The sequence below is a fragment of the Algoriphagus sp. genome (assembly GCF_024642405.1).
Lineage (GTDB): Bacteria > Bacteroidota > Bacteroidia > Cytophagales > Cyclobacteriaceae > Algoriphagus.
In genome coordinates this window covers 12,884-28,380 of sequence record NZ_JAHEBC010000002.1, presented here as the reverse complement: position 1 = coordinate 28,380, position 15,497 = coordinate 12,884, and the positions used below count along the sequence as shown (strand labels likewise).

Annotated in this window: 15 protein-coding genes; 3 read left to right on the top strand and 12 right to left on the bottom strand. The window is 36.2% G+C overall.

Annotation, left to right across the window (positions count from 1 at the left end; translation table 11 throughout):
• Window positions 1-208: 208 nt before the first annotated feature.
• The 10 genes from prfB to Q0L68_RS00320 all read right to left on the bottom strand — a co-directional run bounded on the left by prfB (window position 209) and on the right by Q0L68_RS00320 (window position 10,035).
• Window positions 209-1,310, bottom strand: a protein-coding gene (gene prfB / locus Q0L68_RS00365; RefSeq protein ID WP_296697769.1) for a peptide chain release factor 2 whose coding sequence is annotated in 2 segments (ribosomal slippage) — window positions 209-1,249 and window positions 1,251-1,310 — 1,101 coding nt in all. Because the reading frame shifts where the segments join, the coding sequence is not laid out codon by codon here.
• A 67-nt stretch (window positions 1,311-1,377) separates the two neighbouring features.
• Entirely contained in the window at window positions 1,378-1,884 is a 507-nt protein-coding gene (locus Q0L68_RS00360) for a hypothetical protein (RefSeq protein WP_296697767.1), read from the bottom strand.
• 86 nt (window positions 1,885-1,970) lie between these two features.
• Entirely contained in the window at window positions 1,971-3,038 is a 1,068-nt protein-coding gene (locus tag Q0L68_RS00355) for a branched-chain amino acid aminotransferase (RefSeq protein ID WP_296697765.1), read from the bottom strand.
• Window positions 3,039-3,082: 44 nt separating this feature from the next.
• Complete coding sequence (locus Q0L68_RS00350) at window positions 3,083-3,631, bottom strand: cob(I)yrinic acid a,c-diamide adenosyltransferase (RefSeq protein WP_296697762.1); 549 nt, start codon at window positions 3,629-3,631, stop codon at window positions 3,083-3,085.
• Between the two features lie 58 nt (window positions 3,632-3,689).
• Window positions 3,690-4,406 (bottom strand): ABC transporter ATP-binding protein, encoded by a 717-nt coding sequence (locus tag Q0L68_RS00345; protein ID WP_296697760.1) that lies wholly within the window; start codon window positions 4,404-4,406, stop codon window positions 3,690-3,692.
• Between the two features lie 86 nt (window positions 4,407-4,492).
• Window positions 4,493-7,273: a hypothetical protein gene (locus Q0L68_RS00340; RefSeq protein WP_296697755.1), complete on the bottom strand. Its 2,781-nt coding sequence runs from the start codon at window positions 7,271-7,273 to the stop codon at window positions 4,493-4,495.
• A complete protein-coding gene (gene gatC, locus Q0L68_RS00335) occupies window positions 7,273-7,560 on the bottom strand; it encodes an Asp-tRNA(Asn)/Glu-tRNA(Gln) amidotransferase subunit GatC (RefSeq protein WP_296697752.1) in 288 nt (95 codons plus the stop codon). The genes Q0L68_RS00340 and gatC overlap by 1 nt, the downstream gene beginning before the upstream one ends.
• On the bottom strand, window positions 7,547-8,287 hold the full coding sequence (locus Q0L68_RS00330; RefSeq protein ID WP_296697750.1) for a 1-acyl-sn-glycerol-3-phosphate acyltransferase: 741 nt from the start codon (window positions 8,285-8,287) through the stop codon (window positions 7,547-7,549). Before Q0L68_RS00330 ends, gatC begins: the two co-directional genes overlap by 14 nt.
• A complete protein-coding gene (locus Q0L68_RS00325; protein WP_296697747.1) occupies window positions 8,280-8,657 on the bottom strand; it encodes a cyanoglobin in 378 nt (125 codons plus the stop codon). Before Q0L68_RS00325 ends, Q0L68_RS00330 begins: the two co-directional genes overlap by 8 nt.
• A 28-nt stretch (window positions 8,658-8,685) precedes the next feature.
• Complete coding sequence (locus tag Q0L68_RS00320) at window positions 8,686-10,035, bottom strand: NfeD family protein (RefSeq protein WP_296697746.1); 1,350 nt, start codon at window positions 10,033-10,035, stop codon at window positions 8,686-8,688.
• 206 nt (window positions 10,036-10,241) lie between these two features.
• Between Q0L68_RS00320 and Q0L68_RS00315 the strand changes: the two genes are divergently transcribed.
• From Q0L68_RS00315 to Q0L68_RS00305, 3 genes are all read left to right on the top strand, one after another.
• Window positions 10,242-11,423 carry a LysM peptidoglycan-binding domain-containing protein gene (locus tag Q0L68_RS00315; protein WP_296697744.1) on the top strand — a complete coding sequence of 394 codons (1,182 nt, stop codon included), beginning with the start codon at window positions 10,242-10,244 and terminating at the stop codon, window positions 11,421-11,423.
• Window positions 11,424-11,540: 117 nt separating this feature from the next.
• Window positions 11,541-12,095: a hypothetical protein gene (locus Q0L68_RS00310; protein ID WP_296697741.1), complete on the top strand. Its 555-nt coding sequence runs from the start codon at window positions 11,541-11,543 to the stop codon at window positions 12,093-12,095.
• Window positions 12,095-12,862 (top strand): TIGR02757 family protein, encoded by a 768-nt coding sequence (locus Q0L68_RS00305; protein WP_296697740.1) that lies wholly within the window; start codon window positions 12,095-12,097, stop codon window positions 12,860-12,862. Before Q0L68_RS00310 ends, Q0L68_RS00305 begins: the two co-directional genes overlap by 1 nt.
• Here the strand turns inward: Q0L68_RS00305 and Q0L68_RS00300 are convergent.
• Together Q0L68_RS00300 and Q0L68_RS00295 are read right to left on the bottom strand one after the other, a co-directional pair.
• Window positions 12,859-14,076 (bottom strand): ATP-grasp domain-containing protein, encoded by a 1,218-nt coding sequence (locus Q0L68_RS00300; protein WP_296697737.1) that lies wholly within the window; start codon window positions 14,074-14,076, stop codon window positions 12,859-12,861. The two genes, Q0L68_RS00305 and Q0L68_RS00300, sit on opposite strands and share 4 nt — an antisense overlap.
• Before the next feature lie 2 nt (window positions 14,077-14,078).
• Window positions 14,079-15,497, bottom strand: a complete 1,419-nt coding sequence (locus Q0L68_RS00295; protein WP_296697733.1) for a M17 family metallopeptidase — start codon at window positions 15,495-15,497, stop codon at window positions 14,079-14,081.

Genomic DNA, 15,497 nt, shown 5'->3' with positions numbered 1-15,497 from the left:
TCGATCCTAGCCTTAATGATTGTTCTTTATGTATCTAATTTTTTAACAAAGATTTCTCCCTCCGGTCGAAATGACTAAAAAACACAAAGCAGAATAATATAGATTTCCTGCCTTCTGCAGGCAAGCTCTTCGGTCGAAATGACTTAAATCAAAACAGAACTGTCCAACTGTCTATTGATCACTGTTTCACTACCGACTGAAAACTTCTCTACTCTTTATTCACTTCTTCTTCACTTTGTGCTAGGAGATAGGCTTTCATAAATTCATTTAAACCTCCATCTAATACATGTTGCGTATCGGAAGTCTCAAATCCAGTCCTTGCGTCTTTCACCAGTTTATAAGGGTGAAGCACATAGTTTCTTATTTGAGATCCAAAATCCACTCTCAATTTAGAAGATTCGATTTTAGCGATTTCAGCATTTCTCTTCTCAACTTCCAATTGAAATAGTCTTGATTTCAACATCTGCATCGCCTTTTCTCTGTTGGCAAGCTGGGATCTTTCTATCTGACATACTACCACGATTCCTGTTGGCTTATGGGTCAATTGAACTTTGGTTTCAACCTTGTTCACATTTTGACCACCTGCTCCTCCCGATCTGGAAGTGTGCAATTCAATATCAGCCGGGTTAATATCGATTTCGATAGAATCATCAACTTCAGGGTACGCATACACCGATGCAAATGAGGTATGGCGTCTTCCTCCAGAGTCGAAAGGAGAAATACGGACCAAACGGTGCACTCCTGTTTCAGATTTCAAAAATCCATAAGCCAGTGGGCCTTCAAATTCCAGGGTACAGGATTTGATTCCTGCTACGTCCCCTTGCTGAACGTCCACCTCTCTGACTTTATACCCATTTTTTTCTCCCCACATAATATACATCCTCATGAGGATTGAGGCCCAGTCATTACTTTCTGTTCCACCAGCTCCAGGATTAATTTCCAAAACTGCATTGAGCTGATCTTCTTCTGAAGAAAGCATTTTCTTCAGTTCGAGTTCTTCGACGACATTTTTGGCTTTTTCAAATTCTGATTTGATTTCCTCTTCGGAAACTTCATCGGCACTGTAAAACTCATACAGTACTTCAAGATCTCCAATTATTGTTGCGAGGTTTTCAAAAGCGGATGTCCATGTCTTCCGAGCTTGGATTTGTTTCATTGTTTTTTCTGCTTCTTCCGGATTATTCCAAAAGTCAGATTGGGCTGAAACGGCCTCAAAATCTTCTATTTCTGCTTTCTTACGATCGTAGTCAAAGATACCTCCTTAAAGCCGAGGTGCGAGCTTTCAAGTCTTTCAGTTGTTCTGAAGTCATCTGTCTAGGTGTGAAATTTAGGTGGCAAAATTCAGAAAAAAAATCTGTTAATGCTAAAGGATTTTGATTAATCCATTCGCATCAGAATTATTTGAATATGATTTCGACCTGTATGTTTGAAGGTTTTATACCTTAAAGGTAACATCGCCAGACCAGTAGCTAATAATATTCCAGAAGTTACTCCCACCCCTTTATCAATAGAAATTTCGCCATTGTGATATATACTGTTGATCATATCTACTGAAACTAAAATAACACCAGCTCCGAGGATTAATGAGTTAAATGCTCTTAAGGTTCTATTTCTCTTATCCTTTTGTCTAATATCAATTTCTTCAATATCTAAAGGAGAAATAATATTTTCACTCATGTAGATAAAATCCTGATCTACCTTTTCAATTACATCGGTAATGAAATAGCCTATTTTCTTGCTTTTGTAGGTAATCTCTTCTCCAGGGTAATAGCGAATTTGGGATTTTTGATTGGCTCCTCTTTTTAATAAAATAAAGTCTTTGGATTGCGAAAAGGCAATCGAACTGAGAAGAATAAAAAAAGAAAAAAGGATCAGTTTTTTCATTTAGCTAATTAAACAATTAATAGTTAGCAAAACAGAGTTTTCTCATAATTATAAAAAAAAACGGGAATCTAAATTCCCGCCTCTTGTTAAACTTTAATAATCCAGTTGTGAGGATCTTTAATAGATCCGTATTTGATACCATCCAATTCTGCAAGCACCTTCTTTGAAAATGAATTTGAGGATATAGAAGGAAGAGAATAGTCTTTACCATTTACATTGATCCTTTCGATATGTGCGATCGTAGCGGCTGTACCAGTACCGAAAGCTTCTTCCAAGGTTCCTTCTTTTAAAGCGGTTTCTAATTCAGAGACAGTCAAAAATCTTTCTTCTAATTCTTGATTCCAGTCTTTGGCTAGTTGGATTACCGAATTTCTTGTAATTCCTTTTAGGATAGTACCTGAATCAATGGGAGCCGTAATTATTTTCCCATTGATCTTAAACATGACATTCATGGTTCCACTTTCTTCAATTTTACTGTGGCTTTTCCCATCTGTCCAAAGTAATTGATCATATCCGTCCTTTTGAGCTTTTCGTGCAGGATATAAGGACGCAGCATAATTACCTGCGGTCTTTGCAGCTCCAGTACCTCCCTCATTAGCACGAGTGAATACAGTCTCTACTTTAACGCTGACAGGTTTGCTATAATAATTTCCAACCGGACATGTAAAAATGATAAACTTATACTTCTCTGAAGGTTTTACTCCTATATAATCATCCATTGCAAACATAAATGGTCTGATGTAAAGCGATGAACCTTTCCCACTCGGCACCCAGGCTTTGTCCAATTCCAAAAGTTGCATCATACCTTCCATGAATATTTCCTCAGGAATAGAAGGCATACACATCCTTTCTGCTGATTCATTCATTCTTGACCAATTGGCATCAGCTCTAAATACTAAAATTTCACCTTGGTCATTTTTGTATGCTTTCAATCCTTCAAAAATTGACTGTCCGTAATGCAAAGTGGCATTTGCCGGACTCAGCATTAATGGTGCATAAGGCTCAATTTTAAAATCAGTCCATTCGCCATTTATATAATCAGCAACAAACATGTGGTCACTGATTGATTTTCCAAAAACTAAGTTGGAAAAATCTGTCTGTGGAAGGCGAGAAGAGGCGGTTTTTTCTACCGGTATGGCAAGTGATGTTTTCATAATATTATGCCTTATTACTGGAACTGTCCAGCATCATTTTCTAATTAAATTCTTGGCTTCCAAGTAACCTCGTCAGCTCCAAGTTCTTGACTCATTGACCTTCCCAAAACAAAAAGAAAATCTGATAGCCTGTTTAAATATTGAATTACTAATTCTGAAACGTGCTCATAGGATGCCAACTCCACCACTATTCTTTCAGCTCTTCTGCAAACTGTCCTTGCTAAGTGGCAGAATGAAACGGATTGATTTCCCCCAGGTAATATAAAGGCAGTCAAAGGAGGAAGTAAAGCTTCCATTTTGTCCATTTCATTTTCCAAAAGCTCAATATCCTCATCATGAAGATCGGGTTTTTTCACCTTTTCTTTTCCCGGTACAGTGGCTAGATCTGCTCCAATGGTAAATAATCTATCTTGGATCTCTTTTAGTAATTCAGATCTTTTTTCATTTACCTCCTGATCTCTCAATAAACCCATATATGAATTGAGCTCATCGATTGTCCCATAAGCATCTATTCTTAAATCAGATTTGGGGATTCTTTTACCTCCTAATAAAGAGGTGATTCCTTTGTCTCCCGTTTTTGTATAGATTTTCATTCAGAACTATATTTCGTTCTGACAAAAATAAGAATCTATTTGTAAATAAAAGGGAATATTAAGCGTGCATCGTAATTCCTCGAGTAGGATTTGGATTGATCGTATCTGATTCTACTAACCCATCTCTTAATCTTACAATCCTATGCGCGTAATGTGCAATGTCATCTTCGTGAGTCACCATAATAATGGTATTGCCTTTTGAATGTAATTCATGAAATAACTCCATGATTTCATACGAAGTTTTGGAGTCTAGATTTCCTGTTGGTTCATCCGCTAGAATAATACTTGGATCATTCACCAAAGCTCTGGCAATCGCAACTCTCTGTCTTTGACCACCTGAAAGTTCATTAGGTCTATGTTTAGTTCTATCTCCTAAACCTACATTTGAAAGGGCCTGAAAAGCCCGTTCTTCACGATCTTCTTTGCTGAAACCAGCGTAAACCAATGGTAATGCCACATTTTCAAGGCAGGATGCTCTCGGTAATAAGTTGAATGTTTGAAATACAAAACCAATTTCTTTGTTTCGGATTTCAGCCAATTCATTTTCACTCATATCACTGGCATCTTTATTATTCAATATGTAGGTGCCGGAAGTAGGGGTATCTAAACAACCAATAATATTCATCAAAGTTGATTTACCAGATCCAGATGGCCCCATAAATGCTACATATTCTCCTCTATCTACTGTTATAGAAATGGATTTAAGAGCTTGAATTATTTCAGCTCCCATTTTATAGGTTTTGTTTATTTCGTGGGTTTCTATTACTCTGGCCATGAATATTAAATTTTGATCAAGATAAGTTTTGTCAGTGAGAAAAGTAAAAAGAGTCTTGTGAAATTACGTGAAATGTTCAATGAAGTTCAATAATTAAATTTTTCCAGTTCTGATTCAGGTACCCATTTGCTCATTTCTATCAAAGCATCATTTGCATAATTATCAAGTTTTAAGTTTTTGGCTGCCTGTATTTTTTTAAACCATAGTAATGGATCATGATTAAACTGAGACATCTCATTTAATAATTCATATTGATTTAAAGGATCCTCAATTCTTTCTGCTGCAGTTAACACCAAAGGAGTAAAATAGGGGTTTGCTGTTAAATCATTCCCGATTTTAAGCCAGTTTGCAAAAGCATTCAAAGAATTTTCATTTTCCCAGTTTGGATCTGCTAAAAAAGAATCCAAATTTTCATCAGTATTAATTTTTGTTTTCACATAGTTACCTAACATTTCCATTTGGGATTTATTTAAGTCATGAGATTTATAGCTTAATAGACGTAGCGATAAATCAGTTTTCAACTCAGAATCCGGAAATTTATCCCAAGACAGAAACAAGTCTTGGGGGAATGACTCATGAAAGTTTGTGATGAGCTGTAAGTATCGGTTAATGGTATTCTCAGGATCTCGCAAATAAGAGGGTGAAATCACCTGATATTTTTCTCTTATTTCTTCCATCTTTTCATCAAATCCTGCTAAAAGTAAAATGGCCAAATGATGAGGTTGAAAAGCCTGAAATCCTTTTTCTTCTGCTACTAATAATTCCTTCGCTGATTTTTTGAAATCAAGGTTTTGAGCAAGTATCTGAGAAGTTAAGCTTAAGTAATATCCCGCCGAATTTGGATTTCTAAATGCTAAACCATTGAGGTTTTTTACAGCTTCGATTACTCTTCCTGCTCCCAAACTTCTAATAACTGCAGTTTCCTGTATATCCATTATATAATCACTCATAATGGGATCTTTGCTCAGTGAATCTAGAAACTGCAAATCAGCAGTGGGGTCAGAATTATTTTTTTCGGAATAAAAACTTCTCCAACCAGCATGAATAAGCATTGGACTTCTGGTTTTTTGCAATGAGCTTTTAATTTCCTTTTTAAGTTCTTCACTGGAAACGTTTGCTAATGTATTATTATGTACCAATAAGTTTATCTGACCAATTAAATCTTCAGGTTCATCGTTTTTGTCACCTTTTACTCCAAGTTTAGTTTGTATCGCCTGAAGATTTGATGTTAAGATTTTATGATTTTGATTTCCATCCTCCAATAACCTCAAAGCTTCATTAGGTTTATTTACCTTAATGTAAAAAAGCGCCAAATTATTAGTCAAATGGGGTTCATCAGGAAATACATTGAGCCCTTTCTCTAAATAAAAAATAGATTCAAAGATTTTGTCTTCTCTATGAAGTCTATTGCTCAGAAGTATGATGTTATCTACCTGAGGGTATTCAGCAAAGCTTTCTTCCAAATGTTGTTTAGCGAGAGTTGGCTGATTCAATTCAAAAAGTAGTTGTGCGGTAAGATGCTTAGCCTTATGGTTTTTTCGGTATTTGGCCCAGGAGTTTTCATATAAAATACTGGCCTCCAACTTCTGATCAGTTTGATAATAATAATCCCCTAAAATATTATTTGTGAGGGAGTTAAGCTGAACCCCAATGATACCTTCTGCATAAATAGTCAGGACTAAAATAGCCATTAAGCCGCCAATTCTTAAGTGATAATAAGGAAGAGAATAAGGCTTGTAGAGTATTTTATCAATCTCTTTTCCTGAATTCATAATCGATAAAAAATTGCTAAAAAGGTAGACTATGAAAAATAAAGTAAAACCTATTTGACTGTATAAAAACAGGTGTTTTAAAAACTCCTCACCAGGTTGATTTCCTGTAATTATCAATTTCCAACAGAGCCAAAGAACTAAACCGAAGCCTAATAAATGTAATATTCTCAAGTTTCTCCCGGAAGTAGCCAGATTTGGTATCTGAGCTATTTTCGAGTCCAAAGAAAACCAACCCAAAACGCCTGTTGGAATAAGTAATAAAAGGGGTGAGAATCCGAAAAAAGGATTGGCTAAATCTCCAGTCATTTCCATAAAAAGGATAAATAATGCTGTCAGATAGCCTAAGGAAATAACTGCAATTTGCCTTGAAATCTTGATTCCTACATTTTTATTTATTCTTGCCAAAAGAATATAGCTTCCAGAAACAAGACTGTGTCCATTCCAAAAAATCCAGGCTATGGATAACCCTAAAGCAAGAATGGTTGAATATTCTGAAATGTAAATTATCGGATTATCTATTGGGCTCAATTTGGAAAGAAGAAAAATTGAAATCCCAAAGCTGAGAAAAACAGAAATCCATTTCAGGATGAATGATAGATTTTGTCCCCAAATATGGATGGTTATTACTGGACCTAAAGTTCCTATTAAAACAATGATAAGTGGGATATTGGCATTGGCTCCACCGATATTCAGTCCATTTAAGTTACATAAGGTAATCAGTACGATCCATCCTATTCCTCCAGCTACTACAGCGAGCTTCTTGAATTCTGTAAGAATAGCCAAGAAAGAAACAGAAACGAGAAAAACGATTCCGAAAAATATATAAGCTTCCAGAATTTGGGGTGAATTTGGGAAAGCTTGAAATTCTTGAAAAATCAGGTAATTATCGACATTAATAGGAAAGGAAATAGGGCCAATCTGGACAAAGTCAAATGGAATGATGATTCTATCTAGGAAAGTGGAACTTTCAATGATCTGATAAGGAAGGGGATCAAATAATAGATAATTTAACGCAAAAAGCCCTCCAGAGATAATTAATAGGAGGGCTGGAATATTTTTGAATAAATATGAAATCTCGGTTTTTTTTCTCTCCATTACTCCTTCACCTTAGGAACCCTGAAGTAATCAGAATCTCTTTTTGGGGCATTTTTTAATCCGGCCTCATGATCTAAATGAGTTCCTTTAATATCTTCCCGCATGTCATTTATTTCGGAAGACATAGTCGTCAATGGCTCAATGTTTTCAGTATTAATTTCATTGAGTTTTTCTACCCAATCCAGAATTTGACTCATGTCTTTTGACATTTTCTCTGCACCACTTTCGTCAAATTCAAGTCGTGCCAAATGGGAAATTTTCTTTATCGTTGTTTTATCGATTTTCATAGATTTCAGAGTCTTTATTCAATTGATTTTGAATTATCTCAAAACATCTCCGGTTGAGGGTCTCTTCTGTGTCATCTTCAGATGGTAAAATTGCTTCATGAAGTACCATTTTTGCGGGCATTCGATTTAACAAAAACTTTCCATCGTCGGGTAAAATTAGATGATTATAAGATAAAGTGACAGGGATTATCGGGATTTGTTTAGAAATTGAAATTTTAAAAGCTCCATTTTTAAAAGGAATCATATTTGGTGGATGTTTCGTGTAAATACCACCTTCTGGAAATATAACCAAGCTACTTCCGTTTTCTAGAGCCAAAGATGCCCTTCTCATAGTTTCAGCTCTACTTTTAAGTCTCTCCCTGTCCACAGCAATGTGTAATTGCTTGAAATAATAACCAAAAAGTGGGGCCTTTCTGATTGATGCTTTACCTACAAATTGTACATCTCCTGGAATAAATCCCATCATAGGAATATCTAAATAACTAAAATGATTGGCCATGTAGATATAGGATTCACCCTTTTTAGGCTTCGCTTTATTTTCAATTTTTACAGGAAGAAAGATGAGCGTAAAATAAACTCTTGCCCAGTACCTATTGATTTTTCTTCCGAATTTCTTAAAACCGGGGACCCAGATACAAACTAGAATAAAAGGGAAAATTATAAGAAAACTGAATGCAAATACAACAGCAGCATATATCGAATATATCCTTCTCGGTAAGTTATTCATGGTTGATCATATGATTTGCAACCTTGATGAAATACCCAAGCATGAGCTCTTTCACATTTGGATCTAAGTTCAATTGATCTATTGCAGTCATCATCGCATTGAGCCAGTGATTTCTCATATCTCCATTGATTTTCCATTTAAGATGCCTCATTCGTAATCTTGGATGCCCTCTTTGTTCAGAATAAGTTTGTGGTCCACCAAATACCTGAAGTAAAAATAGAAACAGTCTCTCTTCTGCAGGAGCTAAATCTTTTTCAGGATATAAGCTACGAAGCGACTCATTTTTCCTTACTTCCAGATAGAAAAGATGGGTGAGTTGTCGGATTTGATCTTCTCCGATTAATTCATAAACTGACTGAAAAGGATTCATGCCACAAACTTAGTGATTTCCAAAAAGTTTACGGCTCGTATTTTTTTACTTTTAGAGAGGTGCCTTCCGTGGAAATCACAATAATTTGTTCCCCTTTATCTAAAAATTCACCTCTGGAGGAAGCATCAAAGATTTCTCCTTCGATTTCCACTCTTCCACTTGGTCTCAAACGAGAATGTACAGTGCCCATTTTCCCAAGTAAATCATTGGAGTAAAAGCTAGAAGTATAACCATCTTGCCTTTGTTGAGTGCCTGCTAAAGTAATTGCACTAAATGCTTTCCATTCGTTTACTTTAGGTGTGAGCCAGAAAACTAAAGCCACAGAGGCTATTGCAGCTAAAATCACAGTTAGTAAGGCGGCAAAAAGGTCGGCAGCAGGAACAAATTCAAAATCAAAATTTTGATTAGGGAGCATACCTAAAACCAATCCTGCGAGGATGCAGGTAATTCCTAAGACTCCAAAAATCCCGAAGCCTGGGATCACAAACAACTCTATGGCTAATAAGATTATTCCGGCTACAAAAACGATAATTTCCCAGTTTTCAGCTAGTCCGTTTAGGTAGTAAGGAGTGAAATATAAAATTACAGCAATAATAGAAGCTAAAATCGGAAAGCCAATTCCAGGAGTTTGTAACTCAAAATAAATTCCTCCAATGATGATCAAAATAAGAAATCCGCTTACTGCAGGATTGAGAAAAAAGCCAATAATTTGTTCTACCACATCAGTTTCATAAGCGATAACCTTTGCGTTGGATAATTCCTGTCCCTGAATGAGGTCGTCGAGCGAATCATATTCTCCATCTGAAAAGCCATATTTTTCTGCTTCAGAAACTGAAAATGTAATAACTGAACCCGCCTCACTGATTCCTTCTATTTCTATATTTTCGTCGACCATAGCTTCGGCTATTTTAGGATCTCTTCCTTTTGCTTCGGCAGTACTTCGCATCATGGATCTCATATAGGATTGATATTTATCCGGAGCTGCAGCTCCATCAGTGCCATTGACCACGGTAGCTGCACCAATACTTCCTCCTGGTGCCATAAAAATTTTATCACAGGCAATTGAAATCAACGCTCCTGCAGAGGCAGCATCTTTATTGATAAATACGTAAATGGGAATCTTGGATTCAAGAATCATTGTACGGATATCATCTGCATCATTTACCGCTCCTCCATACGTATCCATTTCAATGATTATCAGGTCTGATTCTTCGCTTTCGGCTTTTTCCAGCGCCAGTTTCACTCTTCTATTCATTGCTGGATCAATGTTTTCGTCGATTTTAAATGTGAAAATTTTATCTATAGGTGTTTGTTGGCCAAAAGAGACTGTTGGTAAAGCCAAGAATAAAGAGAAAATGCAGATAAATAGGGTCTTCATATTTACTAGTACGAGATTGCTGAGAAAATATACAAAAAGGAGCTGGAAACTAGTGATTTTATCATTTTTTGATTCTTAATTTGATATTCTTTATTAGAATTGATTAATCTTGAAAGAATTGTTTTCTAGCATAATTCTTGTTCCCATTTAAAAGACAGATTAGTCTAGTATTTAGAGTACGTTTATTTACCAGTCCAACTATAATTATGATTTTCGGATCGAAATCCAATTTATTCTTATTTTCAGCTTTACTTCTTATTTCTTCCTATTCATTTGCCTTTGGTACTGCGAATGTTGATTCTGTAGGGGTAGAGAAAGTCGGAGATAAAACCTACATACTTCATGCTGTGGAGCCAAAAGAGACACTTTTTGGAATTAGCAGAAGATATGCAGCTCCGGTAAGTGAAATCATTGAATCCAACGAAGTATTAAAGCAAGGGCTTAAAATAGGCCAAACAATCCGCGTTCCATTCATTGCAAAATCTGAAATTCCTGATGGCGCAAGTTTACATAAAGTTGTTCCAGGAGAAACTCTTTTTTCAATTTCAAAATCATATGGAGTTTCAGTGGCTGAAGTTATGGATTGGAATCAACTCAAAGGAAATGATCTTAGCGTTGGGCAGGCACTAATAATTAAAAAACCAGTTGTAGTGGAAGAAACCCCAGCAAAAGTTGAGGTAGTTCCTGAAGAAAAACCAAAACCTCAAGTGGTAGCAACAAGTTCTACGGCATCTGTTAAAAAAAGCGAAGTAGAATCACCAAAAGTGGTAGAAAAGAAGGAAGAAAAAGTAAAGCCTGAACCTGAAAAAATTGAGGTCAGAGAGTCTGTACCTACCAAAACAGTAGAAAATGGCGTTGCCATCGCTCCGGGAGAATGGGTTTCGCATGAAGTGAAATCAGGGGAGACGCTTTTCTCAATAGCAAATCTTTATCAGGCAAGAGTAGAAGATTTGATTAATTGGAATGCGTTAACTTCCAATAATGTGAGAGTTGGTCAATCTCTAAAAGTAGGTAGAGGTGAAGTTGGGCCTTCAAGTGTACCTATAGTAGGAACTCCAAGAGTTGTGTCAAACGCAGATGAAATGAATATTCCAGAAAGTTCTGGAAATACATCCGGAGGTTTTAAAAATATAAAGGAAACGGGACAAGCTGAATTGATAGAAGGTACAGGTGGGCATAAAAAATATTTGGTATTACATAGAACTGCGCCAGTTGGTACGATCATGAGGATAAAGAATGAAGAGAATGATGTAACAATCTTTGCAAGGGTAGTAGGCACTCTTCCAGAAACAGGAGATAATGCAAAACTAGTGATTAAACTTTCTCAGGCTGCTTATGACCAATTGAAGGCGGTAAATCCTAGATTCCCAGTGGAGGTTATGTACTAAATCTTAATTAAATAGAATCATCAAACCCGGTTTTGCCGGGTTTTTTATTTTGTAAATAGGTCTATTTTTTTGTTTATCCTCTATTGAGGGCTAATTTTGCATTTAGTATTCGTGCTCATGAACAAATTTCAATTATTCTTTCATCACTTATTCAGATTCATCTGGAACCTGATTTTTGTGATATGTTATCCTATTCTAGCAAGTTTTGGAATATTGTTTATTGGGATTACCTATGTATTTTCTTTAATCTCAAGTGTTTTGATGCGAATTAAACCAGAGGGTAGGAAGGTAGTGCTGAAGGATGTTGAATGGGAAACCCTTCCCTTTTCAAATGATTTATTGGAGGCAAAGCTTTTTAAACAAATCATGTTTGGACCGTCGGGATTTAAGCTTAGAAGGAAAGATGGGGTTCCGACTGTTTTAAGTGATTTTGTGTTCGGGAATAAAGTGCGAATTATTGATGAGGGTTTTATCATAGAAAAATGGAACAGCACTGAATCTAAAAATTTACCAGATTTTGATATTTGTCTTTATAATCCTGAAGAAGACAGTCTAAAGTCTCTTACGAATATCAAATGCTTTGATTGGCATGTATCCGAAAAAGTCGACAATGAGTTGTCTTTCAAGTGGTTTGATGGGACTCAGGGTGGAGAAGTGAAAGTTGCTCTTTGATGCAGGATTTAAAGGGCTTTTTAGATGAAAAAGTAGCGTTATATAATCAACATGGGTTTATCCAAAATGACCCGATTTCAATTCCTCATAAGTTTTCAAAAAAACAGGATATAGAGATTTCAGGATTTTTTGCCGCTATTTTGGCTTGGGGTCAGCGAAAAACTATTATTAATAAATGCAATGAGCTTTTCCTTCTCATGGATAATGCTCCCCATGAATTTTTGTTAAATCATAAGGAAGAGGATTTGAAACCATTCCTAAGTTTCAAGCATCGGACTTTCAATGATATTGATACATTATATTTTATCCACTTTTTGTCCTGGTTTTACAGAAATCATGATTCATTGGAGGAAGCATTTCTAATTGGCTGGAATAATGATGAAAATGCGATGGAAAGTGTTTTAAAATCTTTCCATGAATATTTTTTTCATTTACCGGATGCACCTCTAAGAACAAGAAAACATATTGCTACCCCAGCAAGGAAAGCCGCATGCAAAAGAATCAATATGTATTTGAGGTGGATGGTAAGGAAGGATGATAACGGTGTTGATTTTGGGATTTGGGAAAACATCAAGCCAGCCCAGCTCATTTGTCCCTGCGATTTGCATGTGGATCGAGTAGGGAGGAAATTGGGATTGATAACCAGAAAACAGACCGATTGGCTCACTGCTATCGAACTCACCTCAAGATTGCGTGAATATGACCCAATCGATCCTGTTAAGTATGATTTCGCACTATTCGGTTTGGGAATAGAAGAAAAGTTTTAATGAAACTTTTTCAACTCAGGCGCATCTGCAACGGTAGAGATTCCATCTGAAAGTCTAGCAGCATAATTATCCAATAACTCAAGAACGCGTTCTTGCTTTTTGGATTTTACAATTAATCCTGCGTGGTATTCAAGCGGTACTCTGAAATAAACTTCGTCATCATCAAAACTGCTTAAATCCGGGTGTTCCACATTTGCTAAAGTCAAAACAATTCCGGCATAGTCTTTACTGACTTTAGGAAGATTGTATTTTGAATTTTTGGCTTGGCAATCTTCTATTTTTGCCCATTCTTCCCAAAGATTGATGCCTGATGCTGCTTCTACCATTTCTGCGAGATGTGCTCCACCAACCCGTGAAGAAGTTTCAAGGAAATATATTTCTCCATCTTCTTTACATTTAATGAATTCTGTATGTGTAGCCCCTGATTTCATTCCAAAGGCTTTCATTATCTCAGAATTTGCCTTTTTGATCGCTTTGTCATCATTTGAATTATACTGAATGTTTGCACTTCTGAATATTCCACCACCTTGTGAAATTTCCATAGGTGTAGCTAAATATCTGGATACACAACAGAATAAATTTTTTCCTTCTAGCTGAAGTCCATCTGCATGATAGACATCACCTGGTTTGAATTGTTCCACCAAGTAATATAGCCTGTTTTCTCCAAGCTCATGAATATGTTTCCAAAGAGAATCTTTATCATGAACTTTAATAATGCCATTAGCCGAAGCTTCGGATCTTGGCTTTAACACCCAAGGAGCTGCCACATTATCTGCAAAATGGTTGATGTCATCATCATGGAACAATGAAGAGAAGGCAGGAACTTTTATACCTGATTCTTTGGCCTTTACTCTCATGGCTAATTTATCTCTAAAATATCTACCCGTAGTTTGTCCCATGCCCGATATTCTCAAATTCTCCCGGAGGAATGTGGCTTTTTCTACGTCATAATCATCCAATGAAATGATACTTTCAATTTTATGGGATTTCATTAGCCCCCCTACACCTTTTAGCAATAGGTTCAGGTCCCAATCCAGATCCTGACCCGGCATATAAAAAATTTCATCTATGTATTCAAATGCCCAGGGTTTGTCTTTTAATTTCTCAGAAGTGATAAGAAACACTCTATTTCCCTGCTTTTTAAGCTGTGTTATAAATGCATTACCCTTAAAGAAATTAGAAATACATAAAAAGGTTTTTCCTTGATTTTCCATACTTAAAGTTGATTTTCAATGAATTTAAGCAATAATCCCACACCAAAAGCAGTTCCCGATTTGGTTTTAGAAAATTCGCTGTCTCCGTACGCTACACCTGCTATGTCCATATGAGCCCATTTTTTGTGCTCATGAATAAACGCTTCTAAAAACTTTGCTGCAGTGATAGCTCCTGCTATAGGCTTTCCATTATAATTTTTAATATCCGCAATTTCTGAATCCATTTCGGTTCTGTACTTTTCCCAAAGTGGGAGAGGCCATACTTTTTCTCCACTTTCCATGCCAGCATCTTGTAGAGATTTGGAAAGGTTATCGTCATTCGAGAACAATGCACCACATTCGTATCCAAATGTTGAAACACTACTTCCGGTTAAAGTAGCAAAGTCTATCAACTGATCTGGATTATAATTTTTTACCATATAGGAAAGGCCATCTGCAAGGATTAGCCTACCTTCTGCATCTGTATCTATAACTTCAATACTTAAGCCAGCATGAGACCCAATAACTTCACTAGGTAAATAAGAGTCTTTGTCCACCGCATTTTCAACTGCTGGTACTATGGTGGTCAGATTAATCTCTAGTTCCAGATCAGCAATTAATTGTGTGGCCGCTAGAACAGCAGCAGCTCCTCCCATATCGGACTTCATATGAACCATTCCAGCAGTTTTGATATTTAATCCTCCGGTATCGAAGGTCACACCTTTACCGACCAGACCGATATGAAATTTTGCATTGGGATTTCTGTATTCTAGGATAATGAATTTTGAAGGTTTTGAGCTGCCTCTGCCAACTGCCAGAAAAGCTTTTAAATCTTCATTTTTAGAAATTTCCTCATTAAATACTTTGGTATTGATTTTTAGATTTTTTCCCTTTTCTATAGCCCAGTTAGCTAAGTATTCGGGGGTTAACTCATTGGGAGGAAGATCTACCAACTTAAATCCCTCTATTTTTGCTTTGGCAATCTTCTGAGATTTTAAAAATATTTGGTCAATATCTTTATTTTGGGATAGAATGTTCACCTTTAAATCACCAAAATCCCTTGATTTTTCTTTTTTATAGAAACCTAATGAATACGACCCCAATTGAAAGCCTACTAAGGCATTTTCAATTAAATTTTTGGAGCATAAATCATGAAAATCCAAGGTGATATGCTTTTCAACCAATTCTTTGTTTTTGGTCAATACTCTCCGAAACGATTTTTCTATTTCCCAAGGGTCAGGAGATTCTCCTAATCCTATTAAGAGAAAAACTTTTTCTTCCGATTCTAAAAGAAAGGTTGAATCTTTTTTACCTGAAAAAAGAGAAGTCTTAATTTTCTTTTGGATTTTTTCTTCCAAAATCTCATCAATTCTCTTCTCCAAAACTGGGATTACAAAAAGAGAACTTTTAGCGAAATCACTCGGGTTTATATAAAATTGCAT

What these genes read in the sequence shown, in the direction of transcription:
- Q0L68_RS00295 (WP_296697733.1), bottom strand. Translation starts at nt 15,497, where the DNA reads ATGCAATTTTATATAAACCCGAGTGATTTCGCTAAAAGTTCTCTTTTT.
- Q0L68_RS00355 (WP_296697765.1), bottom strand. Translation starts at nt 3,038, where the DNA reads ATGAAAACATCACTTGCCATACCGGTAGAAAAAACCGCCTCTTCTCGC.
- Q0L68_RS00325 (WP_296697747.1), bottom strand. Translation starts at nt 8,657, where the DNA reads ATGAATCCTTTTCAGTCAGTTTATGAATTAATCGGAGAAGATCAAATC.
- Q0L68_RS00300 (WP_296697737.1), bottom strand. Translation starts at nt 14,076, where the DNA reads ATGGAAAATCAAGGAAAAACCTTTTTATGTATTTCTAATTTCTTTAAG.
- Q0L68_RS00345 (WP_296697760.1), bottom strand. Translation starts at nt 4,406, where the DNA reads ATGGCCAGAGTAATAGAAACCCACGAAATAAACAAAACCTATAAAATG.
- Q0L68_RS00315 (WP_296697744.1), top strand. Translation starts at nt 10,242, where the DNA reads ATGATTTTCGGATCGAAATCCAATTTATTCTTATTTTCAGCTTTACTT.
- Q0L68_RS00340 (WP_296697755.1), bottom strand. Translation starts at nt 7,273, where the DNA reads ATGGAGAGAAAAAAAACCGAGATTTCATATTTATTCAAAAATATTCCA.
- Q0L68_RS00350 (WP_296697762.1), bottom strand. Translation starts at nt 3,631, where the DNA reads ATGAAAATCTATACAAAAACGGGAGACAAAGGAATCACCTCTTTATTA.
- Q0L68_RS00305 (WP_296697740.1), top strand. Translation starts at nt 12,095, where the DNA reads ATGCAGGATTTAAAGGGCTTTTTAGATGAAAAAGTAGCGTTATATAAT.
- Q0L68_RS00330 (WP_296697750.1), bottom strand. Translation starts at nt 8,287, where the DNA reads ATGAATAACTTACCGAGAAGGATATATTCGATATATGCTGCTGTTGTA.
- Q0L68_RS00360 (WP_296697767.1), bottom strand. Translation starts at nt 1,884, where the DNA reads ATGAAAAAACTGATCCTTTTTTCTTTTTTTATTCTTCTCAGTTCGATT.
- gatC (WP_296697752.1), bottom strand. Translation starts at nt 7,560, where the DNA reads ATGAAAATCGATAAAACAACGATAAAGAAAATTTCCCATTTGGCACGA.
- Q0L68_RS00310 (WP_296697741.1), top strand. Translation starts at nt 11,541, where the DNA reads ATGAACAAATTTCAATTATTCTTTCATCACTTATTCAGATTCATCTGG.
- Q0L68_RS00320 (WP_296697746.1), bottom strand. Translation starts at nt 10,035, where the DNA reads ATGAAGACCCTATTTATCTGCATTTTCTCTTTATTCTTGGCTTTACCA.